Consider the following 26,579-nt stretch of genomic DNA (forward strand, 5'->3'; position numbering starts at 1 on the left):
TCTCCCTCCGGGAGAGGGGTTGGGGAGAGGGTCGCTTTGAGGCACTAGCGGGAAACTCCCTGTCGAGCATGGCTCGGCGCTACCGCTCCAGCCTCTCTCCCTCCGGGAGAGGGGTTGGGGAGAGGGTCGCTTTGAGGCACTGGCGGGAAAGCCCCTGCCGAGCATGGCTCGGCGCTACATGTGTCGCTCAGGCCAGCCTTGGGTTCAGCGTATAGGTGCCGTGGATCGCCGCTTCGCCCAGCACATGGCCGTGCATGGCACGGTGCACATCGGCCGCAGTGAACGCACCCTCCACCGGCAGACGCTCCACATCCAGCGCGAACAGCCGGAAGAAGTAACGATGCAGGCGCTCGTCGTTGAACGGCGGGTACGGGCCGTCATAGCCGTAGTAGGTTCCCGCCATCTGCGCATTGCCGGCAAACCAACCGGTGTAATCGTTGATGCCCTGGCGCGCGCCGGCCGGACCAGCCGGCTGCGCCTTGCCGTGCGCGGTGAAACCATCGCTGCAGCTGCCTGCAGCGATCTCCCGCAGTTCGGCGGGGATGTCCACCATCACCCAATGCACGAAGTCGCCGCGCGGCTGCTCCAGCGGGATGCTGACGTCGTCGCGACCGACCAGCTCCGGCACGGTCGGCACGTCCGGGTCCACGCACAACAGCGCGAACGAGCGCGTGCCGGCGGGCACATCGCGCCAGGCCAGCTGCGGGTTGCGGTTGTCGGCGAAGCCATCGGCCTTGCCGGCGGCAAACTCGGCAGGAATCGGCTGGGCGTTGCTGAAACTCTGGCTGTCCAGTTTCATCGTGTCTCCTGGGATCAGACTTCGGGATAGCCCAGTCGGACCGCGACCGGGGTGAGATACAGAAACTCGGCCGACAGCGCCTTGCTGTACTTGCGCCAATGACCGGCGTCGATGGTGCGTGGGCCCAGGCTGCGCACCGGCGGGAAACGCAAGCCGAATGCCTGCTCCAGCAACGCACCCATCGCCGCCGGGTCGTTGACCGCGTCATCGGTACGCAGGATCAGGTGCGGGTAAAGGTCGCCTTCGTGCAGCTCGGCCACCTGCTCCACCGCGCGCGCCAACCATTGGGCCGCGTCCATCGATGACGGCACTGCCAGCGGCGCCGGTGAACCCAACGCCAGCCATTCGATCAACATGTCGCGTGGATCGCGCAGCGCCACCACCAGGCGGCCTTCGGGCAGCTGCGGCCGCAGTGCCCACAGCAGCGCGTTGTCCCACCACAACAGCCAGTCGATGATGTTGCCATCCTCGATACCACGGGCCGGCAGCTGCTCGCGCCACTGTTCCACCAGCTGCTGCGGGGTCAGCACGTCGGTAGCCAGGCGCTGTAAGGTCAGGAAGTTCTGGAAGGCGTCAGCGGGCGGTGTCGGCCCGAACCGGTCGCCACGCAGTACGCGGCTACCCGCAGCCATCACCGTGGCCACACGTTCCACGCCCGAGCCCGGCGCGCCCCACAGGAATATCGGACGCACCCGCGTTTCGTCCGCAATCTCACCCATCGCCGGCCACTCCGCCGGTGCCTTGGCCTGTTGCGGCAGCGGCAGGCGGCTGGGGGCGAGTTCGTTGTGCACCTGCAGCCAGGTGCTTACCGCGGACACTGGATCGTTGGCGCGATCCTGGGTGGCTCCCAGCCAGCTGCGCAACTGCGCGCGCGCCGGCTCGGGTGCCTTGTCCAGCAAGGCCTGGATGTGGGCTACGGCGGCCGCCGGCTCGCGCACCAGCAAGGCCTCGACGATGCGCTGCTCACCGCTGAGCCTGCCCGGCTCCAGCGCCACGATGCGACGGGCCATGGCCTCGGCCTCGTCGTGCTGCTGGTTCATGTCATGCAGGCTCATGCGCGTTTCCAGCGCCGGAACGTGATCGGGCATCGCCTCGATCCAACGCTCAACCACCTGCACCGCCTCCTCGCTGCCCACCTGGGCAACGGCCAGGCGCGCCAGCCACAGATCGTGCAGCTGGGTGTGGATCTGCAGCGCGGCCTCCAGGTCATTGCGCGCCTCTTCATCACGTCCGAGCCGCTGCCAGGCCACCAGCAGCATCTGCAGCACGCCCCGGTCGCCGGGCACCTCGGCCAACAGCGGACGCAGGTACTCCAGCGCCTGCTGCGGTTGGCCCGAGGCCAATTCCAGTTCGGCCGCCAGGCGGTGCATGCCGGGGGACTCCCCCTGCGGCGAGGCGAGCACGTCGCGCATGACTTCGGCCGCACGATCCAGATGCCCCTGGCGCAGCGCCAGCTGCACCAGCAGCCCGCGCAGGCTGAAATTGTCAGGGCTCAGCTCCAGCACCCGCCGGAACGCCTGCTCGGCAAACGCCAGCATGTCCTTGCCCATGTAGGCAAAGCCCAGCGCATATAGCACCCGCGGATCGTTGGGCTGCTGGGCGGCTGCCGCTGACAGTACCGCCAAGGCGCGATCCAGGTCACCACGGCGCAGAGCGACCATGCCCTGCAACGTGCCCAGTTCAGGGCTGTCAGGTTCGACGCGTTCGGCCAGGCGAACCAGGCGCTCTGCCTCGTCGGTATCGTTGCGGCCCAAAGCCAGATGCGCCTGCATCACATAGGCCGAGAACTCGTTGGGGTTGAGCGTCGTGCTGCGCTCCAGCGCCTGTCCGGCTTCGCCCAGTTGGCGCTGGGCCAGCAGCAGGCCTGCGTGCTGCAGGTGCAGCGCGGCATCCTCGGGCGCCAGCGACAGCGCCTGCGCCAAACTGGCCTGGGCGTCGTCCAGCTGGCCCTGCTGCTGCAGGGCCAACGCCAACCAACGGTGGGCCTGGGCCTGTTTCGGCTCGGCGGCGACCCAATCACGGGCCAGGGTCACAGCCTCGTCGGCCGCGTTGCGGCGCAGGGCTTCGATGATGGTGTCTTGCATGGCGGTCCAGCGTCGGTGCAAAAAACGCATTGTAGCGGGCATGGCCGCCCGGCCACGGTTCAGCGGGCGACGGCCTGGGCCAGTTGCTGCGCTACCCAGCGTTCGGAGAAGCCATCGCCGCGCAGGTTTTCGATGAATCCGCAGTGCCCACCCCAGCGCGCGATCTGCAGGCTGGCCTGCGCGGGCAACTGCCAGTCGTCGAAGGTAGTGAACGGGATCACCGGATCGTCGGCGGCCATCAGAATGTCCGCCGGCACCTGCAGGGTGGCCAGTTTTGTTCCAGCGATGGAATAGCCGTCGAAGTAGTCCTGCAAGGTGGGGAAGTCGGTATGCCGTTGCACCAGCCAATCGGTCAGCGCCCGGATATCCAGCTTCAGCACCCGGTCGTCGCAGTCCGCAAGCTCGGGAAACAAGGCGCGCTTGCGTCGCAGCGAGCCGGTCCATTTGCGACGGAAATACCAGTCGTACATCGCCGGACCACGCTCGATGCTGTCCATGGTGATGGCCGGGTCCAGCACCGGACAGACCGATGCCACATGCTGCAGCGGCACCCCTGCCGCCGGCGCGTGCAGCGCCAGGCGCAGCACGAAATTGCCGCCGAGCGAGTAGCCAGCAGCGACCATCGGCAGATCCGGGAAACGCCGCGCCACGTCGGCAGCGGCATGGACCACTTCGTCGATGCGGCAGGAATGGAAGATGCCAGGGTTGAGATGATGCGTGTTGCCGTGGTCACGGAAGTTCAGGCGGACCACCGCAAACCCCCGCTCCAGCATGCGTGCCGCGGTCATGCGCATGTAGCTGGACTCGGCGCTGCCCTCCCAGCCATGCAGCAGCAAGGCCAGTCCGACCGGGGCGATGCCCGGGATCTGGCTATGCCAGGCCTGCAGACGAACCCCATCGCCACCGTCGAGGATCAGCTCACGGGTGAGCGCGCCGCTGCTGGCCAGCAACTGCTCGCCGCGGCGCAGACGCACCCGGCTGGAGGCCAACATGGATTGCAGGTGGGGGCTACGCAGCCAGCGTGGCGGCTGGTAGTTGGCCGCGATCAACATGGCACGACTGCCAGGACTGCCAGACCAGCGGTGGCGGGCAGCATGGGCATCGGCTCACGGGCCTTCCATCACCGCCACGATGCGCGCGCGCGAGGTCTCGGCGATGCGCCGGCGGCCTTCCAGGTCGTGGCTGCCGATCGGCTCCAGGAAGTGCACTTCGGCACGACGCGCTGGCTCGCCCAGCAAGCGCAGGAAGTTACCAAAGAAACTTTCGTGGGGGCCAAACGCCACCATGGTCTGCGCGTCGCCGCGCACGCCATAGCGCAGCGCCACCGGCTGCACCGGCACGTTGGCTTCGACCGCCGCCTGGAAGATGCGGGCATGGAACGGACCCACTTCGTGGCCGCCACGGGTGCGGCCTTCCGGGAACACAGCCACCGGCCGCTGCTCCTGCAGGCGCTTGACCATTTCGTCCATCACCCCGCCCAGCGATTCGGTATTGCCGCGCTGGTGATAAATGGTGTGGCCCCGGGTCGCCAGCCAGCCCACCACCGGCCAGCCGGCAATCTCGCGCTTGGCGACAAAACCGACCATCTTCTGGCTGTGGATCATGCAGATATCCACCCACCCGACGTGGTTCGCGACAAACAACACCGGGCCAGGCAAAGGCTGGCCATAGCGCTGCAGGCGGAAACCGAAAATCCACATCAGCCACCCCGACCACCAGCGCACCACACGGTGCTCCAATGGGTCGGCGGCACTGCCCAGCCGTCCCAACGGCGGCGTCATCAGCAGCAGGATCAGCGGCAGAAACAGGACGATGTGAACCAGCAGCAGCGGGGCGCGGTACAGGTAGCGGAACACGCGAGCCACACCGCCCTGGTGGGCGGGTCGGGGGGAAGTCATCCGCGCACGATACCGGATGCGGCAAGGCTTCCGCCAGCGCGCCCTACTGGCTCACCATTACGCGCATACTCGGCAAAAGAGTGAGCTGGGCCACAATATCGTGTGGGAGCGGGGGTTTCCTACATGTATGTCTGGTTTCTTACGCATTTGGTGTCCACTAAATGTGTAAAACAGGTGTCCAACGTTCAGGGGAGCGGAGAAATGGATCGGCAGCTGCTGTTGCCAGCCGAGGAGGTCCTGCAGTTTTTCCCGGCTGCGCTTGAGCAGGTAAGCAGCGGGGTAATCCTGTTCGACGAGCAGAACACCATCCTGTACGTGAACCGTGCCATGGAACGCATTTCCGGCTGGCCGCGGGACCAGATCGTGGGCCGTAACCTGGGCATCCTGGCACCGGAGGCGATGCGCGAGCGCTATGACACCCGCCGCTACCCGGGCGCCAGCAACCGCGTGCAGGAGCTGGCCGCTGCACCGCATGACGTCCAGCTGATACGCCGCGATGGCAGCTGCTGCTGGATAAGCACCACCTTGTCGCAGGTCACCAGCGACGTCCGCGACCTGCGCATGGCGCTGATCACCGACGTCACCACCCGGCGCGAGGCGCAGGCCCGCGAGCGGCTGTTGTCATTGGGCTTCGACGAGACCCAGAGTGCGGTACTGATCACCGATGGCGACGGCAACATCGTCCACGTCAACAAGGGTTTCCGCCGCCTGTTCGGCTTCCTGGACAGCGAGGCCATGGGCCAGTTCGTGCCCGAGCTGCTGGCCCCGGGGCGCTTCTCGCACGAGCAGATCGAGGCCTACCGCGCACGCCTGCTTGCAGGCCAACCGGTCCGCGCCGATGAGCGCCTGTTCCGCAAGAACGCCCAGCCGCTATGGTGCTCGGTAAGCACCAACCCGATCTTCGACGACTACGGCGCGCTGGTGAACCTGGTCATCGTGCTGATGGACATCACCCGCACCAAGGTGCATGAGGTGCTGCAGCACAAGATGCTGGACGCGATGGTGCGCGAGGTGCCCACCGTCGAGGTGATGCAGATGATGTGCCTGGAGGTGGAGAAGATCGCGCCACAGGTGCTGTGCTCGGTGTTGCGTGTGGATGACGGCAAGCTGCGCACGCTGGCCGCGCCCAGCGTGCCCGATGCGTACAACCGCCTGGTCGACGGCGTACCGGTGGGGCCGCGTACCGGCAGTTGCGGCACCGCCGCCTATTCCGGAGAGATGGTGGTCGCACGCGATATCGCCACCGACCCCAACTGGGAAGGCATCAGCGAGCTTGCCCTGCAACATGGCCTGGCCGCCTGCTGGTCGACCCCGATCAAGGCCAATGATGGCCGGGTGCTCGGCACGTTCGCCTTCTATTACCGGGAGCCGCACGAGCCGGACAGCTTCCAGCGGCGACTGGTCGAAGTCATCGTCCACCTGTGTTCGCTGGCGCTGGAACGCGAGGAAGCGCGCAACCGCATCCGTCGCCTGGCGTTCTACGACGACCTGACCGGGCTGCCCAACCGAAGCCTGCTGCATGCACAGGCCGACCAGGCAATCAGTGCCGCCGGCCACAACGGGCAGCTGCTGGCCGTGCTGTTCATCGATCTTGATCGCTTCAAGCAGGTCAACGACTCGTTTGGCCACCCTGGTGGCGATGAACTGCTGCGCACGGTGGCACGCCGCCTGCAGGAGGAAACCGGGCCGATGGACATCGTCGGCAGGCTGTCCGGTGACGAGTTCGTGGTGCTGCTCAACCCCTGCGACGTGGCTGCCGCCGCCGAACGCAGCGAGCGGATCCTGCGCCTGCTGGGCCAATCCCTGCAGCTGGGCGAGGTGGAGATCCGGCCGTCGGCCAGCATCGGCATCAGCGTCTTCCCGCACGATGGCACGACCATGGACGCGCTGCTGCACCACGCCGACGTGGCGATGTACCAGGCCAAGCACAACGGCCGTAACCGGGTGCGCTTCTACAGCAGCGAGATGGACGAAAGCGCACAGGAGCGCATGGCGCTGGAAGCAGCCCTGCGCGAGGCCCTCGAACAGGGCCAGCTGCAGCTGCACTACCAGCCGCAGATCGATATCCAGAACGGTCGCCTGCACAGTGTCGAAGCGCTCGCGCGCTGGCACCACCCCCGCCTGGGCAGCGTGCCGCCGATCCGTTTCATTCCCTTGGCCGAGGAAGCCGGCCTGATTGGCGAACTGGGCCGCTGGGCGCTGAAGGAAGCCTGCCAGCAGCTACGTCGCTGGCGTGATGACGGGCTGGAAGTGCCTTCCGTGTCGGTGAACCTGTCGCCGACCAATTTCCACAATCCCAGCCTGCCGGGAACCATCGGGCAGATCCTGCGCCAGGAGACCCTGCAGGCCTCGGACCTGACCCTGGAGATCACCGAGGACGTGCTGCTGGACGGTGACCCCACCACCTTGCAGGTGCTGCGTCAGGTACATGCGCTGGGCGTGCGTCTGTCGATGGACGACTTCGGCACCGGCTATTCCAGCCTCAGCTACCTGCGCCAGCTACCGGTGAGCGAACTGAAGCTCGATCGCAGCTTCGTGCATGGCATCGAAGCGGACAAGGTTGCCAGCGCCCTGACCCAGGCCATTGCCCACATCGGCCAAAGCCTGCAACTGAAAGTAGTGGCCGAAGGCGTGGAGAGCGCCGAGCAGCTGCGCCTGTTGGGCGCACAGGGCTACCAGATCGCACAGGGCTTTCATTTCACCCCGGCCTTGCCGGCGCCGGCATTGGCGCAGTGGGTGCGCGAACATCTGCCGGCAGCAGTGCCGGTCTAGTTTGCTGCCGGAGGGCAAGTGCGGAAGCAAGCGCCAACCCCTCCCCAACCCTCCCCTTGCCTACGGCAAAGGGAGGGAGAGCAGGAGCAACGGCAAGGAGCGAAGCACACGCAAAGGCGGCGAGCCGCACCGTCGCCCCCTCCCTTTGCCGAAGCCAAGGCGAAGGCTGGGGAGGGATGCTTTCAGCTCCCAGCTCCACCCCCTGGTTGCTGGTTCCTGACCCCTGGTTCCTAGCCTTTGGCCACAACCGCCAAGGTCAGCCGCGAGATACACACCGGCTTGGCAGCCTCGTCCTCGATGCGGATTTCCCAGACCTGGGTGGTACGGCCCACGTGCAGCGCGCGTGCGGTGCCCGTCACCACGCCACTGCGTGCGGCACGCAGATGGTTGGCATTGATCTCCAGCCCGACGCAGACCTGTTGCGACGGATCCACGCACAGGTTGCCGGCACTGCTACCCAGGGTCTCGGCCAACACCACCGAGGCGCCGCCATGCAGCAAGCCATAGGGCTGCTTGGTGCGCTGGTCCACCGGCATGGTTGCCTGCAGCCAGTCCTCACCGGCCGCGGTGAACACGATGCCCAGATGATCGATCAGGGTGTCGCGGCTGAGTGCGTTGACCTGTTGCAGGTCGACCGGTTGGCGGAATACTCGGGACATGACATGTACCTGGAAGTGACAAGGGTTACAGGATCGGGACCAGCCCGGCGCCGAAAGCGGTAAGCATGCGCACCAGCAGCCACTTCGGGCCGACGTCCACTTCCGGGAAATCTCCGACCGAGCCGTAGCAGGCGTGGAAACGCGGGTCCTGGCGGCGCAGCGGCTGCGGACACTCGGGGCCGGGCTTGAATTCGTAGTTGGTGGCATAGCGCCAGGGCCAGAAGTCCAGCACCGGCAGCGCCTCGGAGGCCTTGCCGATGCTGTAGTTCAGCCCGGACAGTACCGGTGCCTTCTCGCGCGGCGCCACCACCCAGGAATTGTCGGGGTCGACGTCGCGCAGGATGCTCTGCGCAAGCGCCTCGGCAAACCGGGGGTCCTCGATGATCACCGCGCCTTCGGTGTTGTAGTTTTCGCTGCGCGGGTCGAAGTTGTGGGTACCGATCACGGCGATGCGGCGGTCCACCACCATCGACTTGGCATGCAGGCCCATGCGCGCGCCGGTACGCGTCACCGGCAAGGGCCGGTTGACCGCACGCGTACCGAGGAACGATGGCCGCGTCTCGGTACGCAGTACATCGCGCTCGACTTCACTGCCGTTGACCGATGCCCTGCGCCCGGAACCACTGCCGCGCACATTGCTGCCGGCCGCGCTGCCACCGATCACGCGATTGCGCTCGGAGCGCGCCGGAAGCCCCTCCAATGCCGGCGGCAGCAACTGGCGGTAGTCCACCGGTGCATCCAACGGGAACGGCTTGTACTCGTAGATGTTGAAGCCCAACTCGCGCAGGTTGCGGCGCTTGTACTTGTAGGACAGCGCATACACGATCGGGTTGTCGGTGGCGGCCAGGCTGTTGGTCGACACCACCACGCGCGGCGGCAGCTCGCGCTTGCGCAGGTCCTTGAACAATTTCTGCGCTGGCTTGGACAGCACCAGGTAGGGCGTCTGCAGCAGCACCTCGCTCTGCGCCGAGGCAATCAACGCATCCAGCCGGGGTTCGGTCAGGTGCTGCCCGTCCAGCGGGTCGTCGTCGCGCTCACGACGATGCTTGCGCGGCAGGTCGGCAACATAACTGACCGACTGCACCGGCAACGCCGGGGTGACGAAGGCCTGGGTGATGAATTCCGGATCGGACGCTTCCTCGTCCACCCGCTCGATCCGCTCGGGATGCAGGAAGGCCGCCTGCGGCATGGCCGGCACGCCGCCACGCAGCAGCGCCTTGCCCACGTCGTTCAGGCGCTCGGCCGGCACGCTGCGCCGCGCATCCCAGAACGACTGGAAGTTGCTGGCCATCTCACGCACTTCGGGACCGGCGACGATCACGTCACGATCGCGGAAGTTGTACTCGCGGTCCCAGTCGTAGTAGTCGTCCTGGTAGTTGCGGCCACCCACCACGCCCAGCACGTCGTCGATCACCAGCAGCTTGTTGTGCATGCGCTGGTTGAAGCGCCGGAAGCAGCACAACACGCTGCCGGCATAGTCCAGGTAATTGAGCTTGGCCTTGCCGAAGGCCGGGTTGTAGACACGCAGCTCGAAGTTGGCGTGCGCCCCGGACAGCGCGCTGAGCATGTGCACGTCGGAGATCGCCGAGAGCTGGTCGATCAGTACCCGCACCTTCACCCCACGCCCGGCAGCGGCCAGCAGTTCATCGATGACCATGCGCGCACTGTCGTCGGTATCGAAGATGTAGGTCTGCAGATCGATGCTGCGGGTGGCGCTGCGGATCAGGTTCAGCCGTGCCACCAACGACAGCTCACCCTCATCCAGGATGGTGGCGTAGTGCCGCGGAGCCTGCGCGGTGGACTCGGCCATGGCCTGGCCACCCAACGCGCGCAGCGGTGAGTCCAGCGCGCAGCGATCGGCGCGGTCACAGTCGACCACGGTCGAACGTGCCGCCACGGCAATGCCCTGGGCCTGGTCGCGCTGCTGCTGCGACAGGGAGGCACAACCACTGGCCAGCAATACCGCCAGCATCAGCAGGAAACGGACGAAGGAAGTCACGGTTTGGGGGCGCTTTTCAGGCGCGTACGCAGTACGAATATCACACGATCACTCAGGGCCATCTGCCAGGCGTCCATGCCGTACAGGCTCCGGGAAACGGTGCCGCGGCTGACGAGGTCGCAATCATAGCCGGGTCGCTCGCATTCAGGCTTGCCCAGGAACATGGTCTCGCGGCGGCTGATGCCGCGGATGGAAAGCCGGCCGGGTACCGGCCCGCCGGTCTCGGTGACGCCCGGCAGATAGGGGTCGGAGTCGAACTCCACCACCGGATAGCGCGCGGCATCGAAAAATTCATCGCCGCGCATCCAACTGGTGTAACGCGGCTTGCCAGGGATTTCGACGTACTGGGTGAACATGCGCAGGCGCACCTGGTGGCGACCGTCCGGCAGCTCGGTGATCCAGCCCTCGAACCGCGGAAACACCCCTTCCACCCGCTGCCCAAGCCGGGTGCGTATCTCAAAACCAAAGCGCGACTGCGCCGTGTCAAAAGGCAAGGGCTCGGCCGCAACGGCCGAGCCCGCACAGATGCCTAGCGCCAGCAGCAGGGCATACCGCACCAACTGCATCGGCTTACGGCCACCAGAACGCCGCAAGGCGGGCAATGCCCGGTTCTATGCTGGCCTCCATCGGCAGCGACAGCACCGCCACCGATGCCGGCGGCATGCCGCGGTAGTCGCCGGACTGGCCGCTGTGCATCAAGGCCACCAACTGCTCCAGGCCCGGGTTGTGCCCTACCACCAGCAGCCGCTCGACCTCGCGGTGCTCGTCCAGCAATGCCGCCAGGGTGCCGGGGGCGGCCTCGTAGATGCGTTCTTCCAGACGCTGCTCGACGTAGCCGGTGCGCTCCAGCACCGCCTCGAGCGTCTCGCGGGTGCGCCGCGCGGGTGAACACAGCACCCGGTCCGGCACCAGTTTCTGTTCCTGTAACCAACGGCCGGCAGCCTCGGCCTCGGCCAGGCCATGCGGTGAGAGGGGCCGGTCGATATCGGCTTGGCCATTGGCCGCCGGTTCGGCATGGGCATGTCGCAGCAGGATCAATTCACGCATGGTCGGGTAGTACTCCTGTCAGACCTTGTTCAACCACTTGAGCAGCGGCTCCCAGTCCTGCTGGTGCTCGCGTACCTGTGCAGAGTGATAGTCGAACAGGCTGCGCCCGAGCCCGACCATCACCACATAACTCTGGCTGTCGCGCAGCTGCGCGACAACGTCATACGGCCATTGCGCCAGCATCTGCCGGGCCTGTTGCGAGGTCTGCGTCCACGGCTTGGTGCGGTTGAGCACCAGCCCTACCGGCACCGCCCGCGAGTGGATGCGCTTGATCTTGGCCAGGCTGTTGAGGAAGCCGACGATGGCTTCGATATCCAGCGCCGAAGGCAGCACCGGCACCACCACGGCATCGGCGATATCGATGAAGCGTTCCAGATCCTCGCCATAGGCGCCGGCCGGGGCATCGACGATGACCTGCTCGGCCCCGTCGGGGATGAGCTTTTCCCAGTTCTTCTTGCGGTGCACGTCCACTGGTAATACCGCGCTCTCCAGGCCGGAGCGGCGCTCGGCCCAGCGCGTGCTGGACCCCTGCGGGTCGGCATCGGCAATCACCGTTGCCTTGCCGGACAAGGCCGAATGCGCGGCCAGATGGGTGGCGATGGTGGTTTTGCCGACACCACCTTTGGAGCCGGCTACCAGGATCGTCTTCATGCACGCCTCGTTTACGCGGGTCTTGCCCGCAGCGTACACCGCGCCGTGTTGCCAAAGGTAGTCATCAGGTGATGGGCGTGACCGGCAGCCCAGCTTTGCTATCGTGTGCGGCCAGGCGATGGAACCACCATGAGCGAACTGCAGGACCTCACCGCACTGATCCGCGCCAATACCCCGCTGATCGTCATCGAAACGCAGGACGAGGGCCGCATCGTCGAGTTGTTCCGGCAGGCGCTGATGAACGTCTGGCGGGCCTTGTACCGCTGGACGATCACCGAAGGCCTGCGCCGGATCGACATGGACCGCGAGGACGAGGCCTCTGGCCCGCCCGATGCCAGCTCGGCCCTGCGCATGATCCAGGAGGCCGAGCAGCGCGGCATCTACCTGCTGTTGGACTTCCACCCCTACCTGGGCTACGCCAGCCACCAGCGGCTGCTGCGCGACATCATCCAGCGCCGCCACAGCCAGCCGCACGTACTGGTGCTGGTTGGCACCAAGGTCGAGCTGCCGGCCGAGCTGGAAGCCCTGGCCACCCGCTTCAACCCGCGCCTGCCCGACGCCAACGCCCTGCTGAAGATGCTGCGCGAGGAAGCCAGCGCCTATGCCAACGAGAACGGCGGCCGCCGGGTGGAGGTAGACCAGCAGGCCGTGCAGCAGATCCTGCGCAACCTGCGCGGCCTCAGCCTGACCGACGCGCGCCGCATTGCCCGCCAGCTGATCTATGCAGACGGCGCCCTGCAGGCCGATGACCTGCCGCAGCTGGCCAAGCTCAAGTTCGAGCTGCTCAACCGCAGCGGCAACCTGCATTACGAATACGACTCGGCGCGCTTTGACGATGTCGCCGGCGCGCGCCGGCTCAAGCGCTGGATCGAGCAGCGCCGGGCGGTGTTCGTCTCCGGCAATGCCCCACCGGGCCTGGACCCGCCCAAGGGCATGTTGCTGCTGGGCGTGCAGGGCTGCGGCAAGTCGATGCTGGCCAAGGCCACTGCCGCCGGCTTTGGCGTGCCACTGCTGCGCTTGGACTTCGGCACCTTGTACAACAAGTACCACGGCGAGACCGAGAAGAACCTGCGCGACGCGCTGACCTCGGCCGAGCAGTTGGCACCCTGCGTGCTGTGGATCGACGAAATCGAGAAGGGCCTGGCCAGCAGCGGCGAGGACGGCGGCGTATCGCGGCGAGTGCTGGGCTACCTGCTGACCTGGATGGCCGAGCGCAAGTCGCCGGTATTCATCGTCGCTACCGCCAACCAGGTGCATGAATTGCCAGCCGAACTGCTGCGCAAGGGCCGCTTCGATGAAATTTTCTTCGTCGACCTGCCCTCGCCCGACGCCCGCGTCGAGCTGCTGCAGCTGCACCTGACGCGCCGGCATCTGCAGCCGGAGCTGTTTGCCTTGCCAGCGTTGGCCGCTGCCAGCGACGGTTTCTCCGGCGCCGAAATCGAACAGGCGGTGGTGGCAGGCTTGTACTCGGCGCATGCCGAGAACAAGCCGCTGGACACCGAACTGCTGATGGCCGAGATCCGCAACACCCGGCCCTTGTCGGTATTGATGGCCGAGCAGGTGCAGTCGCTGCGCGAATGGGCGCGCGAGCGCACCGTACCGGCGGATTGAGCACCCGCCAAAGATCGATAACCCACGTACCTTCGTAGCCCGGGTAAGCGCAGCGCACCCGGGAGCCTGATACGTGTGCAGATGCCCAACCGCTCAAAGCCGCCGGTATTCCCACGCTTGCAGCGCTGCTTGCTGACCGAGTTCCCGGGTGCGCTGCGCTTACCCGGGCTACGGGGACTTCGCTTTTTTCATCAGGCTGCGGCAAGCAAGTCTCTTCATCCGCTACGCAGAAGAGCGCGAACAACACGGTAGTGCCGAGCCATGCTCGGCAGGGGCCTCACCAATAATCGGTAAGCCGCCGAGAGATTGGAAATCCCGGCACCTTCGTAGCCCGGGTAAGCGCAGCGCACCCGGGAGCCTTATACGCGTGCAGATGGCCAACAGCTCAAAGCCGCCGGTATTCCCACGCTTGCAGCGCTGCTTGCTCCCCAATCTCCCGGGTGCGCCGCGCTTACCCGGGCTACGGGGACTTCGTTTTCTCATCAAGCCGCAGCAAGCAAGTCTCTTCACCCGCTACGCAGAAGAGCGCGAACAACGCGGTAGTGCCGAGCCATGCTCGGCAGGGGCCTCACCAATAATCTGTAAGCCGCCGAGAGATTGGAAATCCCGGCACCTTCGTAGCCCGGGCAAGCGCAGCGCACCCGGGAGCCTTATACGCGTGCAGATGGCCAACCGCTCAAAGCCGCCGGTATCCCCACACTCGCAGCGCTGCTTGCTGACCGATTTCCCGGGTGCGCTGCGCTTACCCGGGCTACACCGTAAACACTTCGCAGAACCTCTCCGTGCGTACGGCCGGTCGGCAGGACGCGTGATTCCTTGTCCCTATTTTGGTGCCAACAAGGACGGCTGCCAGTCCGTCGGCGGTTGGGTCGCCACACCATGCACGGCCAACAGCTGACGCATCGCAGGCAGCTCGCCGTTTTCGCTGATCCAGCGCAGATAGTGCTGCGCCTCCGTGGGCGTTGCGTTCGATCCCGTCCCTTGCAGTGCTGCGGCACTGTGGATAAGCCAATCCAGTTGGCGTTTACGCTCCTGCCAGCGCTTCTGTTCTGTCTCGTCCAGCGCGTAGCCTTTCATCTTGCTGATGCCGAAGCTGCTGACCAGTGCAGAAGTACTGTCCGCCATCAGTGCTGCCAGCCGCAGGCATCCCTGCTTGGGAACAACGCCCTTCGTTGCCGGGCACTCGCGATGCACAGGTGCCAACCAGGTCACCGTCAGTGCCGCGGCCAGGGCATACAGCATCGTCTGGCGGGGTTCGTCAGGATCCATGCCCGGATCCGCGCCTTCTATCGGCAATCGCATGCCAATGGTCATGCGGTCCAGTAACCCCAGATACTGCGCGTATTCGTCCTCAACACGACTTGCCTGCGCGACACGCGCCCAGGCACTGGCGGCAGCACTTGCGTCCCCTTCCCTCACAGCCATCTGCCAAAGCAATAGCTGGGCGACCGCATCGTCGGCCTCCTGAGTACGAAGGGTATTGATTGCGACAGGGATGTCGCACTGCCCGCTGCTGATGCATCGGCTAACCGCGGCACGCGCGATCACCGGCTGATCACTACCCAGAGCGATTGCCTGGGCCAGCCAAGCATCGCTTTGGCTGGGCGTGGAAGAGGGGCTGGCCATTGCCGACGCCTCTGCCGGCTTGGCCAACAGCGAGGCAATCAACAACTCCAGTGGCTTTCGCGTCGCTGCCAGTTCATTGGCCCGCTGCACCAGCGGCGCAGTGAAGTCGAGCGCACCCGGTTCGACCATTGGCGGAGTGATGGCCGATGCCTTGAGAATGCCGGGGGCCCACAACAATGCGCCAAGCAAAAGAACAGCTGCCTTGTTGCCCTTCATCAACCAACTCCTTCCTGGAAATGGATGGGGCTAATGCCCCGCGCGATCTTAAATCCGGCGCATCTATATCAGGCCAACCGATCCAGCACCCACACCCATGCCGGCAAGGTCAGCAGCGACAGCACAATGCCATAACCCACCATCGCTGCCGCAAGCCGCGGTGCCAGCCGGTGCGAGATGGCCAGCGCGGCTGCGGTGATCATCGTCGGCATCGCTGTTTCCAGCACGTTGACGCGCAGCATTTCCCCTTGCAGGCCGAATGCCCAGGACAGCGGCAGTGCCGCTGCCGGAAGCAATACCAGCTTGAGCAACAGCCCCACCCCCAACGGCGCCAATTCAGCACGCGACAAACGCAGCTGGATGGTAAGCCCCACCGCCAACATCACCAGCGGCAGCATGGCATCGGCCAGGTTCTTCAATGCCGATGCAATCCAGCTTGGCGGCTCGGCAGGCATCACCAACAGGGCGAACAGCAAGGCCCACAACGGCGGAAACATCGCGATACGGCGCAGTATCTGCACACCGCTGGGCGGCGCGTCACCGCTATAACGGGCCAACACGTACAGGCCGAAGGTGGACAGCAACACAAACGTACCGAACTGGTCGTAGACCACCGCGTAGGGCAAGGCGTGGTCGCCCAGCAAGGCGCGCACCATCGGGTAGCCGATGAAACTGGAGTTGCACAGCGCCACGCACAGCAACAGCACCGCGTGCACCTGCCGATCGAAATGGAACAGGCGCGTGGCCAGACTGACCAGGCCCAGGGTCAGCAGCATCAGCAGCCATGGCGTGAGCATGATGCCCAGCAGCGATGTGTCCAGCTGCAGGCGCGGCACATAGGTCAGCACCGCCGCTGGCAGGCAGACGTACAGCACCACCTTGTTGAGCACGTCGGCGGCATTGTCCGGGAACACCCGTAGCCGTGCGAACACCATGCCCAGGGCGAGCATGGCCAGTATCAGTGCGAAAGCATCAAACGCCATGCCGCAAGCATGCCCTGCTGGAAGGCAACTGCAAACCGCACATCATCGACACGGCCTGCCGCACTCGCCGGCAGGCCTCATGACGATTGTTTATCAGGGCCAGGCCGGCGGGTTGGCTGCCCAAGCCTGTTGCACTTCGGTCAGCAAGGCGCGCTCGCCATCGTTCCACAACGGCAACAACTGCGGAAAGTTTGCCGCATCGTTCCATTGCTGTGGCTCGGTACGCACAGCGGCCGCATACCAGGCCAAGGCTTCGTCCTTGCGCCCCAACTTCCACAGCGCCAGTGCCAGGGTTTGCGGCAGCCACGATGGATTGCCCCGGGTCCCTTCGGAAGCCTTCAACCACAGCCCCAGCGCTGCCTCCGTGTCACCTTGGCGGTACAAGTCCCAGCCCTGGTTCCAGCGCAGGCTGCGCGCTTGCACCGAGGCATCGGACACACTGGCCAAGGCTTCCTGGTAAAGCTTGGCACCCAGTTCGGCGCGGCCATCGCCATAGGCGATGCTGGCCAACTGCGCGGTAGCTTCCGTGCCTTTGCGGCCGCGTTCGCGCAGCTTCATCAGCTGATCGACAGCATCGGCTTGCTGCGGCGGCACGGCGTGGATCGGCTTGGCCGCCGCGTCTTCGTCGAAATAGAACTCGTTGATGTTCGGCAGGCTTTGCGCCTGCGCATTGGAAAACACAAGGCCCGCCAGCGTGATCACGCCGGCCAGTACGCGCCCTTTAACCCCCATGACTGCAATCCCCTAAAACAGTTAGCCCCCACCTTGAGGTTGATCCTAACTGCTCCGGGCCCGGCGCGCGACTGCATCTGCACAGGTTGGTGAAACCCCCACTGCTACAATCGCCGGCTGCCATCGGCCTGCCGATGGCTCTATCTGCCAGCCGATCCTGCAATGGGCCAGCCATGACCAGTACTGCCGAACTTACCTCGCCTGCTTCCGCCAACGACCCGCTGATCGGTGTGCGTGATACCGATTACACGCTGGAGCACAAGTACACGCGTACCGATGGCCGCATCTACCTGAGCGGCGTACAGGCGCTGGTACGCCTGCCGCTGATGCAGCAGCAGCGCGATGTCGCCGCCGGCCTGAATACCGGCGGCTTCATCAGTGGCTACCGCGGCTCGCCGTTGGGCGGCTTCGACCTGGAGCTGTGGCGTGCGCGCAAGCACCTGGAAGCGGCCAAGGTGAAATTCGTGCCCGGCCTCAACGAAGACCTGGGCGCCACCATGGTCTGGGGCACGCAGCAGACCAACCTGTTCCCCGGTGCCAACGTCGATGGCGTGTACGGCATGTGGTACGGCAAGGGCCCGGGCGTGGACCGCTGCGGCGACGTGTTCAAGCACGCCAACGCCGCCGGCACCTCGAAGCACGGCGGCGTGCTGGCGCTGGCCGCCGACGACCATGCCTGCCGCAGCTCCACCCTGCCCCACGGCAGCGAAGAAGAGTTTGTCAGCGCGATGATGCCGGTGCTGAACCCGGCCGGCGTGCAGGACATCCTCGACATGGGCCTGGTCGGCTGGGCGATGAGCCGTTACACCGGCCGCTGGATCGGCTTCAAGACCATTGCCGAGACGGTAGAATCCTCGGCCTCGGTGGACGTCAACCCGTTCGCCCGCCAGATCATCCTGCCGGAAGATTTCGAGATGCCGGCCGCCGGTCTCAACATCCGCTGGCCGGACCCGCCGCTGGAGCAGGAAATGCGCCTGCACCGCTATGCGGTGAAGGCCGCGCAGGCCTTTGCCCGCGCCAACGGCATCGACAAGGTGGTGATGGATTCGCCGCGCGCGCGGCTGGGTATCGTCACCACCGGCAAGAGCTACCTGGACGTGCTGCAGGCGCTGGAATACCTGGGCCTGGACGAAAAGGCCTGCGCCGAGATCGGCATCCGCGTCTACAAGGTGGGCATGACCTGGCCACTGGAACCGCAGGGCATCGGTGAATTTTCCCGCGGCCTGGAAGACATCGTGGTGGTGGAGGAGAAGAAGGCCTTCATCGAGCGGCAGATGAAGGAATACTTCTACAACTGGCCGGCCAACTGGGGCGCGCGCCCGTCCATCGTCGGCAAGTACGACGAGCAGGGCGAGTGGATCCTGCCGTCCACCGGCGAGCTCACCCCGGCCACGATTGCCGGCGTGATCGGCCGCCGCATCCAGCGTTTCTTCAACACCGAGTCCATTGAAGAACGCCTGCGCTGGATGGACGTCAAGGAAGCCGAGATGGCCTTGCCGCGCGCGCAGTTCCCGCGCGTGCCGCATTACTGCTCCGGCTGCCCGCACAACACCTCCACCAAGGTGCCGGAAGGCTCGCGTGCGCTGGCCGGCATCGGCTGCCACTACATGGTGACGTGGATGGACCGCGACACCGACACCTTCACCCACATGGGTGGCGAAGGCGTCACCTGGGCCGGCCAAGCCGCGTTCACCGACACTGAACACGTCTTCCAGAACCTCGGCGACGGCACCTATTTCCACAGCGGCTCGCTGGCGATCCGCCAGGCCATCGCCGCTGGCGTCAACATCACCTACAAGATCCTCTACAACGATGCGGTGGCGATGACCGGCGGCCAGCCGGTGGACGGCACCCTGACCGTGCCGCAGATCGCCCACCAGATGCGTTCGGAAGGCGTGTACACCATCGTGTTGCTGTCCGACGACATCCAGAAGTGGAAGTCGCGCCGCCACGAGTTCCCGTCCGACGTGGAGTTCCACGACCGCGCCGAACTCGACAGCGTGCAGCAGCACCTGCGCACGGTGAAGGGCACCAGCATCCTGATCTACGAGCAGACCTGCGCCACCGAGAAGCGCCGCCGCCGCAAGCGCGGCAAGATCGTCGACCCGGCCAAGCGCACCATGATCAACTCGCTGGTCTGCGAAGGCTGCGGCGATTGCGGTGAGAAGAGCTTCTGCGTCTCCGTGCTGCCGAAGGAAACCGAGTTCGGGCGCAAGCGCGACATCGACCAGTCCAACTGCAACAAGGATTTCTCCTGCACCACCGGCTTCTGCCCGAGCTTCGTCACCGTGCACGGCGGCCAGCTGCGCAAGGGCAGCAAGAGCAGTGCCGCCAGCCTGCTCGACAACCTGCCGGCGCCCACTTTCCGCACCGATTTCTCGCAGCCCTGGAACATCCTGATCACCGGCGTTGGAGGCACCGGCGTGGTCACCATCGGCGCGTTGCTCGGCATGGCCGGCCACCTTGAAGGCAAGGGTGCCAGCGTGCTCGACCAGACCGGTCTGGCGCAGAAGGGCGGCGCGGTCACCACCCATATCCGCCTGGCCAACAGCCCGGCCGACATCCACGCTGTGCGCATCGCCGCCGGCGAAGCCGACCTGGTGCTGGGCTGCGACATGGTGGTGGTCAACGACTACTGGGCGCTGTCCAAGGTGCGCGGCGAGCGCTCGCAGGTGGTGTTGAACACCTACGAAGCGATGCCCGGCACCTTCACCACCCACCCGGACATGCAGTTCCCGGCCGCCGACATCATTGCCGGGGTGAAGCTGGCACTGGGCGGGCGCGACCCGATCCTGCTCGACGCCACCCAGCTGGCCACCGCCTTGCTCGGCGACGCCATCGCCTCCAACCTGTTCATCCTCGGCTTCGCCTGGCAGCAGGGCCTGGTGCCGCTGTCGCTGGAATCGCTGATGCGCGCGGTGGAGCTCAACGGCGCCGCCGTGAGCATGAACCAGACCGCGTTCGCCTGGGGCCGCCTGGCCGCGATTGATCCGCAGGCCGTGCAGCAGGCCGCCGGCCTGGTCCACAACGCACCGACCGATGCCGAGCGCAAGCCGCACGCACTGCGCGAACTGCCGCCGGGCGAGTGGGAAGGCAGCGAAGCCGGCGCACCGTCGGCACCGCGCAACCCCGGCAACGAGCCAGACGTGCGTGGCCTGCCGGCCGCCAGCCGCACCACCGGTGAAGCCGCATTCGCCTCGCTGGACGACGCTCACCTGTCGCGTTCGCTGGACGAACTGATCGCCCGCCGCAGCAGCTTCCTCACCGATTACCAGGACGCCGCCTACGCCAACCGCTACCGCGCCTTGGTGGACACCGTGCGCAAGGCCGAGCAGCAGGCCATCCCGGGCAGCACCGCATTGAGCGAAGCCACCGCGCGCTACTTCTTCAAGCTGATGGCCTACAAGGACGAGTACGAAGTGGCCCGCCTCTACACCAGCGGCGACTTCATCAAGCGCGTGAGCGAGCAGTTCGAAGGCGACTACCAGGTGCGTTTCCACCTGGCCCCGCCGCTGTTCGCCAAGCGCGACGAACAGGGCCAGCTGCAGAAGAAGGAATACGGCCCGTGGATGTTCAAGGCCTTCGGCCTGCTGGCCAGGTTCAAGGGCCTGCGCGGCGGCCGGTTCGACGTATTCGGTTACACCGAGGAACGCCGCGGCGAACGCCAGCTGATCGCTGACTACGAAAAGACCCTGCAGGAACTGATCAGCGGCCTGGATGCGCACCGTCTGGCGCTGGCGGTGGATATCGCCAGCATCCCCGAGCACATCCGCGGCTACGGCCACGTCAAGGAAGCGCACCTGCACGAAGCCAAGGCGCGCGAAGCGACCTTGCTGGCGACGTGGCGTAATCCGAAGGCGCTGCATATCGTGCAGATGGCCTGAGCAGGCAACCGATACGTTGCCTATGCGCAATGCAACCTATGGGTTGCATTGCGCGGCTTGAGTTTCAGCGTCAACGTTGAAGCTCAAGGCTGTTACCGACTGAACCTGCGTCAGCGGGTCTCGAAATCCATGGACACCAGGGAAGGCCGCGCTTGCCCGCCAAGCTGTGCCGGCGTCCATTGAACGGAAAGAATCACCTGCTTCTCCTGTTCGGTCAGCCCCATTCGGGACGGATAGGAGACGATGGCATCCTGCGCCTTGCCGGTTTCGTCCAGGACAACCACGACGCAGGTCAGGCTGCTGCTGGAGCGCATCCAGATGCCGCGTGGAAACTGTGGAAGCTTCTCTACTGGCTTCGGTTCCACATCGGCGATTTCGCCGATCACATGATCGGGAAGCAGCTTCTGGATTTCTGCCAGAAGGGGAGCTTTTTCGCAGGAGCGGATGGGGCGGTCGCGCGCTAGAGCGCTGTTTGCAGCTAGCAGCGTCACTGCGAAGACCATGATCTTGTGCATATTTTCCAACCTTCCGATGGTTTGGGATCCGCTGGACTCGTTAGGAACTGAGTTTGGAAACGCGCGGATTCTATTCGATGTCAGCTAACGGCCACAAGCGGACGCCCGTTATCTGCGGATGACTGATCTATCCACTTTGCTGCGTCAGCCTGGTCGTGATTGGCCAACCAAGTGGCGCAGTCACTAATGAAGCAACAACGCCTGTCCGGTGGGTACTATTTACGGCATCTCTCTCATCACTTGACCCATGGCGATGGCTGACCAAGAACTGGATCGCACTTTTTTTGATCTGCCCACCGATGAAAATACCCAAATTGAGACCACCGAGCTGCTCGCTGATCTCGCCATTGGGGGAAGGACTGGCTGGTCTACCCTGTTAGGTTCCGAGCGCATCCTGATCGTCTCTGAAGCGGGTATGGGCAAGACGTACGAGTGCCAGCGCCAGCAGCAAAGGCTTTGGGAGGAAGGACGATCGGCGTTCTTTGTGGAACTGGCCACGCTGGCGACGGCCCCGCTGGAAGGGCAGTTCTCCGCCGAGGAGAAGCAGCGCTTCGACAACTGGAAAGCAGCCCAGACCGAACGTGCATTCTTCTTCCTGGACTCGGTCGACGAGTTGAAGCTCACCCAGCGCTCTTTTGAAACGACCCTCAAGCAGTTCGCCGCAGTCCTAGGCGACAATCTTGAGCGAGCGTGCATCGTGCTGACGACGCGCCCGACCGCATTCGACTTGAACGTTGTTCGAAAGCGGCTTCCGTTTCAACCAGCTCCGGATGTGTTCGTACCGGAGGATTACTTCGCCAACGTGGCGATGAGCGTGAACAAAGAAAAGTCGGCCAAGCGATCAACGCCGGAATGGCGTTTTGTCGCCCTGTCGGCGCTGGACGAGAAGCACATGCGTGCACTCGCAGTTGCCCAAGGCGTGGGGGATCCGGATGCGCTTCTGGACGCCATCAATGCCCACCATGCTCACGACTTCGCTAAGCGGCCGTTGGATTTTTTGGAGCTTTGTGGTGACTGGAAGATGCACGGACGCATTCGTGCTCACCGCGAACAAGTGGATAGCAGCATCGACATCAAGCTTCGGGCTCGCGGCGACCGGCCGGAGCGGACACAGTTGCCGCCACAGCGGGTACGCGGCGGGGCAGCCCGATTGGCCTTGGCTGCCCTCCTCTCGCGAAAATTGACACTCTGGCACAGCAGCGACAATGACCGCGGCCGTGGGGACGCGACCCTGGATCCGGCCAAGATCCTGGGCGACTGGTCAGACGATGAGGTGAAAACGCTGCTCGAACGTCCCCTCTTTGGTTTTGCCACCTATGGGCGCGTTCGATTCCACAATCGATCCATCGTCGAGTTCCTGGCAGCGGAACGGCTCAAACTGCTCGCGGATCGCGGACTTCCGATCCGGACGTTGATGCGCCTACTATTCGCGACAACACCGGAGGGCCAGCGGATCGTCAAGCCTTCGCTGCAGCCCGTTGCGGCTTGGCTGGCACCCCACATGTCGCCCATTTGCTCCGAACTACTCAAGCATGAGCCGAGCGTTTTGATGCGATATGGCGACCCCGGTTCATTGAACCTGGTGCTGCGGACGCAGGCGCTGGAGCGATACGTTCACATGTACGGCGCCGGCGGATGGAGGGGGCAGGGAATTCCGAATCTGCAGGTCCAACGCCTTGCGACGAACGATCTCAACGACGTCATCGCCCGCCTATGGGCTGGCGGCATCAAGAATCCCGAGGTTCGAGAGACGCTGCTTGAACTAATCGGGGCTGGGCAGATGACTGGGCTCGCAGGCATCGCCTATGGCGTTGCCACCAATCCAGACAACGATCCGCGCGATCGTTTGAATGGGCTTCTCGCGCTTGCGGAACTTCGGGATTCGCGCCTGCCGGCGTTACTGGAACTGATCGCAGCACCATCGCAGGATTGCCCCGAGGATCTGGCGCGGTCTGTCGTCCACTACCTGTTTCCCCAGCACTTATCGGTTCCACAACTCGTCAAGACGCTTGCACGCCTATCTCCAAAATCGCGTGAGATCGGGGGCATATCAACAATGCTGCCGTTGTCAGTAGCCAAGGCGAAGTTGGAACCTATTGTATTGGCGGAGCTGCAACACGGACTAGCAGAACTGGTGTCCAACAGTTGCCGCTGGCACGACCAATACTATCGGGTCACATCCGATCGTCAGGATCTAGTGCCGGCGCTCCTAGTCGCCAGTCGGCGCCGACTGGAGATGCGAGAAATCGGCTCCGATCTCTTCGATGCCGTCGCTTTAGCCGGATTACTTGCAAGACTGGATCATGACGCGACTGAAGACACCAGGACCCTGAGCGCCGTCCTTACCGACGCGCCGAGCGAGGTTCGGGAGGGCATTTTCTGGGCCAATGACCGCTTGGTCAGGGAGCACTACCCGAAGAACGACTGCGAACCGTTCCTTCGCCTCTATCAGTTTCAGTCGCATGGCGCATACCAGATCGAGCTCCAAAAGGATGCCGACTGGCTGCTGGCAGCGCTCTCCGATACATCCAGGCCACTTGCAGATCGCGAACTCGCCTTGGAGACCACCTTGCGCTACTCGGGTGACCACCAGGATCGTCTAGCTTGGGTGAAGCAGCTCGTTGCGATGTCCAGTGACAACGAAGTACTAGAGCTCCGCTCCAAAGAGTACCTGAACGCGGTAGAGAACCCGGGCCCTCCCCCTGCATGGCAGATAGAGAGTGAGAAGCGCAAGGAAAAATCCCAACGGAAGCATGCCAAGAATCTGGCCAGTTGGAAGCTGTTCTGGCGCGAGCTGAACAATGATCCGGAGATCGCCTTCTCGGAGAGCCGCATCGACAACACCAGTTGGAATCTTTGGCGTGCCATGGAGAAGGATGCTCAAGATCGCTCATTCTCCGGATGGAATCCCGGGTTCATCGAGCGCGTCTTCGACAAGGACATGGCGGATCGCTTCAAGGTCGCGCTCGCGGCAGCGTGGCGTAAGGACCGACCCACCCTGAAGTCAGAGCGGCCGGCAGGCCAGAGAAACAGCTATCTGATGCGATGGCGCATGGGTCTTGCCGGTCTCTATGCGGAGTCGGAAGGCGCCTCGTGGGCGTCCATACTCACGTTGGAAGAAGCGAACCTTGCTTGTCGTTACGCATTGCTAGATCTGAATCGACTCCCAGCTTGGCTCGAGGCGGTTGCTCACGTGCATCCGACCGTTGTGGATACAACGATCGGAAATGAGCTCATGGATGAATTGAAGGACGCGGATGCGAAGCATTCGATGCTCTTGCAAGATATCTCCTATGCGTCTCCCGCGGTCATATCGCTGTTCCTAGGACGCATTCGATCTTGGCTGAAAGACTCGCTCCCCACGAAGGACGCTTCCATTCTGGAAGCCGACAAGATAGGTCGGGCAACAAAGCTTCTTCTCGACCACGGAGATAACCAAGACGTTGCGTACATACGAACAACCGGAATACCAAAGTTACAAGGCTCCCCGAAACCATCAGAAATCCTGTTCTGGCTTCCGATCCTCGCGCGGTTGGATCCTGCAGTATGCGTCGAAGAAATGGAGCGGCTAGCCGAGGGGATCTTGCCTGCACAGCAATCGCAGGTGGTTGGCTGGTTCTCGTCGCTGTTCGGCCAAGAATCCGATCTGGATCTGGCCAAGTTCGAAGTGTCGCCTGAACTGCTGTTGCGGCTCGTCAGACTGGCCAATCGTCACGTCAGGCTCGAGGACGACCTGGATCATGTGGGCACCTACTCGCCCGGGCCCCGAGATAAGGCGCAACGCGCCCGGAGCATGCTGGGAAACGCTCTATTGGGCATCAAGGGGCCCGGCGCATGGGGCATCAAGATACAGTTCGCCGATGACCCAGAAGTCGCGCACTACCGCGACCGCGTCCGGGCGGTTGCTCTTGAGAAGCTGGCGGAAGACTGGGATGCCGTTGTCCTGAGCGAGGTCGACGTCGTACAGCTAGAGCGGGAGCATGATTTCTCGCCAACCAGCCGCGTGGAGATCGCCGCCCTGCTCGACACGAGGCTTGCCGACATCGAGGATCTTCTGCTCCAGGACGCGTCACCACGGGAGTTATGGGCGACGATCGATATCGAGCGGTTGCTACGCCGTGCGTTGGCGGCAGAATTGCAGAAGATGGCGCGGGGCGCGTACATGGTCAATCAGGAAGCCGCGACGGGCGATGAGAAAGAAACCGATATCCGTTTAGCCTCTACCGCCGCACAACTTGAAGCGGTGATCGAGCTCAAGATCGGCGAAAACGGCTACACCTTCCCCGATCTTCAGAATGCGCTCCATATGCAGCTGGTTGGAAAGTACATGGCGCCGGAGCACCGGCGGGTGGGTTGCCTGCTGATATCGGTGGCGACCGATCGATTCTGGAAGGATCCGGATACCGGATGCCGGATGGAATTCGAAGAGGTAATAGCCAGTTTGGATGCCGAAGCAAAGGCATTGACGTCCAGCTTGGGGTATGGGGCGTTCGTTGCCGTCAGGGGTCTCGACCTACGCCCCAGAGGAAGGACGTAGTACCGCTGGAACAACAGCGTCCGATGACCGCTTTGGGTCGAAAGTCGCCCTTCCCTACCCCCGACAAATCAATCTAATCCCCTGCTCCACCGATGCCCGCTTTCGGCTAGAAGCAGGCGTTCGAATTCTCAAAACCAACCGCGCTGCGCCGCGGTTTTAAGTTATTTGTTCGGACCCTGCTCTAAGATGGTCAGCAAGTCCATATCCTCGTGCTGGTGTTCCCAAGTGGAGAGCCAGCAGAAGCTCACCCCGCTACGCATAGCAACCGTTTGGAATTCAGCGAGCTCTTCCTTTGTGACTGGGTACTCGACTGGATCAAAATGCAAAAGCGCCCATGGCTTGACGAGCGAGAAGCCGGATTTGAGTTCTGAGAACATTTCTTTGAGCTGAGACCGGATGGTCGAGAAGTTCCTGATTGGACCCGCTCGATTGCCAAGAGCGTGGCACTGGCGGCGAATTGTTCTTTCTCCACCGACGGCGCGAGCAATGAAGTGGTCCTGGCGCACTTGAACGTAGATCAATTGCCGACGAAATATTTTCATCCCCTGCCGAACCCCTGAGTTTCC

General features: G+C 64.2%; 18 protein-coding genes. 4 read left to right on the plus strand and 14 right to left on the minus strand.

What is annotated here, in order from left to right; all coding sequences use genetic code 11:
- Positions 1-187: 187 nt before the first annotated feature.
- Genes RT460_RS11900 through RT460_RS11915 form a run of 4 tightly spaced genes read right to left on the minus strand, consistent with a single transcriptional unit; the run spans position 188 to position 4,781 of the window.
- A complete protein-coding gene (locus RT460_RS11900; RefSeq protein ID WP_313319171.1) occupies positions 188-799 on the minus strand; it encodes a YbhB/YbcL family Raf kinase inhibitor-like protein in 612 nt (203 codons plus the stop codon).
- Between the two features lie 14 nt (positions 800-813).
- Entirely contained in the window at positions 814-2,883 is a 2,070-nt protein-coding gene (locus tag RT460_RS11905; RefSeq protein ID WP_313319172.1) for a tetratricopeptide repeat protein, read from the minus strand.
- Positions 2,884-2,942: 59 nt separating this feature from the next.
- The gene (locus tag RT460_RS11910) at positions 2,943-3,935 is read right to left on the minus strand and encodes an alpha/beta fold hydrolase (protein ID WP_313319173.1); all 993 of its coding nucleotides are present in this window, start codon (positions 3,933-3,935) and stop codon (positions 2,943-2,945) included.
- 54 nt (positions 3,936-3,989) lie between these two features.
- The gene (locus RT460_RS11915) at positions 3,990-4,781 is read right to left on the minus strand and encodes a lysophospholipid acyltransferase family protein (protein ID WP_313319174.1); all 792 of its coding nucleotides are present in this window, start codon (positions 4,779-4,781) and stop codon (positions 3,990-3,992) included.
- 201 nt (positions 4,782-4,982) lie between these two features.
- Here RT460_RS11915 and RT460_RS11920 point away from each other — a divergent pair, with 201 nt between their 5' ends.
- Complete coding sequence (locus RT460_RS11920; RefSeq protein ID WP_313319175.1) at positions 4,983-7,553, plus strand: EAL domain-containing protein; 2,571 nt, start codon at positions 4,983-4,985, stop codon at positions 7,551-7,553.
- 230 nt (positions 7,554-7,783) lie between these two features.
- Here the strand turns inward: RT460_RS11920 and RT460_RS11925 are convergent, their stop codons facing one another.
- Genes RT460_RS11925 through RT460_RS11945 form a run of 5 tightly spaced genes read right to left on the minus strand, consistent with a single transcriptional unit; the run spans position 7,784 to position 11,909 of the window.
- Positions 7,784-8,212 (minus strand): hotdog fold thioesterase, encoded by a 429-nt coding sequence (locus RT460_RS11925; protein ID WP_313319176.1) that lies wholly within the window; start codon positions 8,210-8,212, stop codon positions 7,784-7,786.
- A 25-nt stretch (positions 8,213-8,237) separates the two neighbouring features.
- Positions 8,238-10,211: a phospholipase D family protein gene (locus tag RT460_RS11930; protein WP_313319177.1), complete on the minus strand. Its 1,974-nt coding sequence runs from the start codon at positions 10,209-10,211 to the stop codon at positions 8,238-8,240.
- Positions 10,208-10,777 (minus strand): YceI family protein, encoded by a 570-nt coding sequence (locus RT460_RS11935; protein ID WP_313319178.1) that lies wholly within the window; start codon positions 10,775-10,777, stop codon positions 10,208-10,210. The genes RT460_RS11930 and RT460_RS11935 overlap by 4 nt, the downstream gene beginning before the upstream one ends.
- Positions 10,778-10,781: 4 nt before the next feature.
- Positions 10,782-11,258 carry a histidine phosphatase family protein gene (locus RT460_RS11940; RefSeq protein ID WP_313319179.1) on the minus strand — a complete coding sequence of 159 codons (477 nt, stop codon included), beginning with the start codon at positions 11,256-11,258 and terminating at the stop codon, positions 10,782-10,784.
- Between the two features lie 18 nt (positions 11,259-11,276).
- Complete coding sequence (locus RT460_RS11945; RefSeq protein ID WP_313319180.1) at positions 11,277-11,909, minus strand: ParA family protein; 633 nt, start codon at positions 11,907-11,909, stop codon at positions 11,277-11,279.
- A 129-nt stretch (positions 11,910-12,038) separates the two neighbouring features.
- Here RT460_RS11945 and RT460_RS11950 point away from each other — a divergent pair, with 129 nt between their 5' ends.
- The gene (locus RT460_RS11950) at positions 12,039-13,520 is read left to right on the plus strand and encodes an AAA family ATPase (RefSeq protein WP_313319181.1); all 1,482 of its coding nucleotides are present in this window, start codon (positions 12,039-12,041) and stop codon (positions 13,518-13,520) included.
- An 822-nt stretch (positions 13,521-14,342) separates the two neighbouring features.
- Here the strand turns inward: RT460_RS11950 and RT460_RS11955 are convergent.
- The 3 genes from RT460_RS11955 to RT460_RS11965 all read right to left on the minus strand — a co-directional run bounded on the left by RT460_RS11955 (position 14,343) and on the right by RT460_RS11965 (position 17,077).
- Positions 14,343-15,362, minus strand: a complete 1,020-nt coding sequence (locus RT460_RS11955) for a hypothetical protein (RefSeq protein ID WP_313319182.1) — start codon at positions 15,360-15,362, stop codon at positions 14,343-14,345.
- A 68-nt stretch (positions 15,363-15,430) separates the two neighbouring features.
- Positions 15,431-16,345 carry an AEC family transporter gene (locus RT460_RS11960; RefSeq protein WP_313319183.1) on the minus strand — a complete coding sequence of 305 codons (915 nt, stop codon included), beginning with the start codon at positions 16,343-16,345 and terminating at the stop codon, positions 15,431-15,433.
- A 93-nt stretch (positions 16,346-16,438) separates the two neighbouring features.
- Positions 16,439-17,077 (minus strand): tetratricopeptide repeat protein, encoded by a 639-nt coding sequence (locus tag RT460_RS11965; RefSeq protein WP_313319184.1) that lies wholly within the window; start codon positions 17,075-17,077, stop codon positions 16,439-16,441.
- A 173-nt stretch (positions 17,078-17,250) separates the two neighbouring features.
- On the opposite strand from RT460_RS11965, the gene RT460_RS11970 reads away from it, so the two are divergent.
- A complete protein-coding gene (locus tag RT460_RS11970; protein ID WP_313319185.1) occupies positions 17,251-20,961 on the plus strand; it encodes an indolepyruvate ferredoxin oxidoreductase family protein in 3,711 nt (1,236 codons plus the stop codon).
- Between the two features lie 110 nt (positions 20,962-21,071).
- Here RT460_RS11970 and RT460_RS11975 read toward each other — a convergent pair whose 3' ends face one another.
- On the minus strand, positions 21,072-21,476 hold the full coding sequence (locus tag RT460_RS11975) for a hypothetical protein (protein ID WP_313319186.1): 405 nt from the start codon (positions 21,474-21,476) through the stop codon (positions 21,072-21,074).
- 247 nt (positions 21,477-21,723) lie between these two features.
- On the opposite strand from RT460_RS11975, the gene RT460_RS11980 reads away from it, so the two are divergent.
- Entirely contained in the window at positions 21,724-26,013 is a 4,290-nt protein-coding gene (locus RT460_RS11980) for a hypothetical protein (protein ID WP_313319187.1), read from the plus strand.
- Positions 26,014-26,174: 161 nt separating this feature from the next.
- Here the strand turns inward: RT460_RS11980 and RT460_RS11985 are convergent, their stop codons facing one another.
- Positions 26,175-26,555 (minus strand): hypothetical protein, encoded by a 381-nt coding sequence (locus tag RT460_RS11985; protein WP_313319188.1) that lies wholly within the window; start codon positions 26,553-26,555, stop codon positions 26,175-26,177.
- Positions 26,556-26,579: the final 24 nt, after the last annotated feature.

The sequence above is a fragment of the Stenotrophomonas sp. genome (assembly GCF_032061965.1).
GTDB lineage: Bacteria > Pseudomonadota > Gammaproteobacteria > Xanthomonadales > Xanthomonadaceae > Stenotrophomonas.

Excerpts from the sequence above, each read along its gene's own strand:
- RT460_RS11900 (WP_313319171.1), bottom strand. The coding sequence starts at position 799 with ATGAAACTGGACAGCCAGAGTTTCAGCAACGCCCAGCCGATTCCTGCC.
- RT460_RS11905 (WP_313319172.1), bottom strand. The coding sequence starts at position 2,883 with ATGCAAGACACCATCATCGAAGCCCTGCGCCGCAACGCGGCCGACGAG.
- RT460_RS11910 (WP_313319173.1), bottom strand. The coding sequence starts at position 3,935 with ATGTTGATCGCGGCCAACTACCAGCCGCCACGCTGGCTGCGTAGCCCC.
- RT460_RS11915 (WP_313319174.1), bottom strand. The coding sequence starts at position 4,781 with ATGACTTCCCCCCGACCCGCCCACCAGGGCGGTGTGGCTCGCGTGTTC.
- RT460_RS11920 (WP_313319175.1), top strand. The coding sequence starts at position 4,983 with ATGGATCGGCAGCTGCTGTTGCCAGCCGAGGAGGTCCTGCAGTTTTTC.
- RT460_RS11925 (WP_313319176.1), bottom strand. The coding sequence starts at position 8,212 with ATGTCCCGAGTATTCCGCCAACCGGTCGACCTGCAACAGGTCAACGCA.
- RT460_RS11935 (WP_313319178.1), bottom strand. The coding sequence starts at position 10,777 with ATGCAGTTGGTGCGGTATGCCCTGCTGCTGGCGCTAGGCATCTGTGCG.
- RT460_RS11940 (WP_313319179.1), bottom strand. The coding sequence starts at position 11,258 with ATGCGTGAATTGATCCTGCTGCGACATGCCCATGCCGAACCGGCGGCC.
- RT460_RS11945 (WP_313319180.1), bottom strand. The coding sequence starts at position 11,909 with ATGAAGACGATCCTGGTAGCCGGCTCCAAAGGTGGTGTCGGCAAAACC.
- RT460_RS11950 (WP_313319181.1), top strand. The coding sequence starts at position 12,039 with ATGAGCGAACTGCAGGACCTCACCGCACTGATCCGCGCCAATACCCCG.
- RT460_RS11955 (WP_313319182.1), bottom strand. The coding sequence starts at position 15,362 with ATGAAGGGCAACAAGGCAGCTGTTCTTTTGCTTGGCGCATTGTTGTGG.
- RT460_RS11960 (WP_313319183.1), bottom strand. The coding sequence starts at position 16,345 with ATGGCGTTTGATGCTTTCGCACTGATACTGGCCATGCTCGCCCTGGGC.
- RT460_RS11965 (WP_313319184.1), bottom strand. The coding sequence starts at position 17,077 with ATGGGGGTTAAAGGGCGCGTACTGGCCGGCGTGATCACGCTGGCGGGC.
- RT460_RS11970 (WP_313319185.1), top strand. The coding sequence starts at position 17,251 with ATGACCAGTACTGCCGAACTTACCTCGCCTGCTTCCGCCAACGACCCG.
- RT460_RS11975 (WP_313319186.1), bottom strand. The coding sequence starts at position 21,476 with ATGCACAAGATCATGGTCTTCGCAGTGACGCTGCTAGCTGCAAACAGC.
- RT460_RS11980 (WP_313319187.1), top strand. The coding sequence starts at position 21,724 with ATGGCGATGGCTGACCAAGAACTGGATCGCACTTTTTTTGATCTGCCC.
- RT460_RS11985 (WP_313319188.1), bottom strand. The coding sequence starts at position 26,555 with ATGAAAATATTTCGTCGGCAATTGATCTACGTTCAAGTGCGCCAGGAC.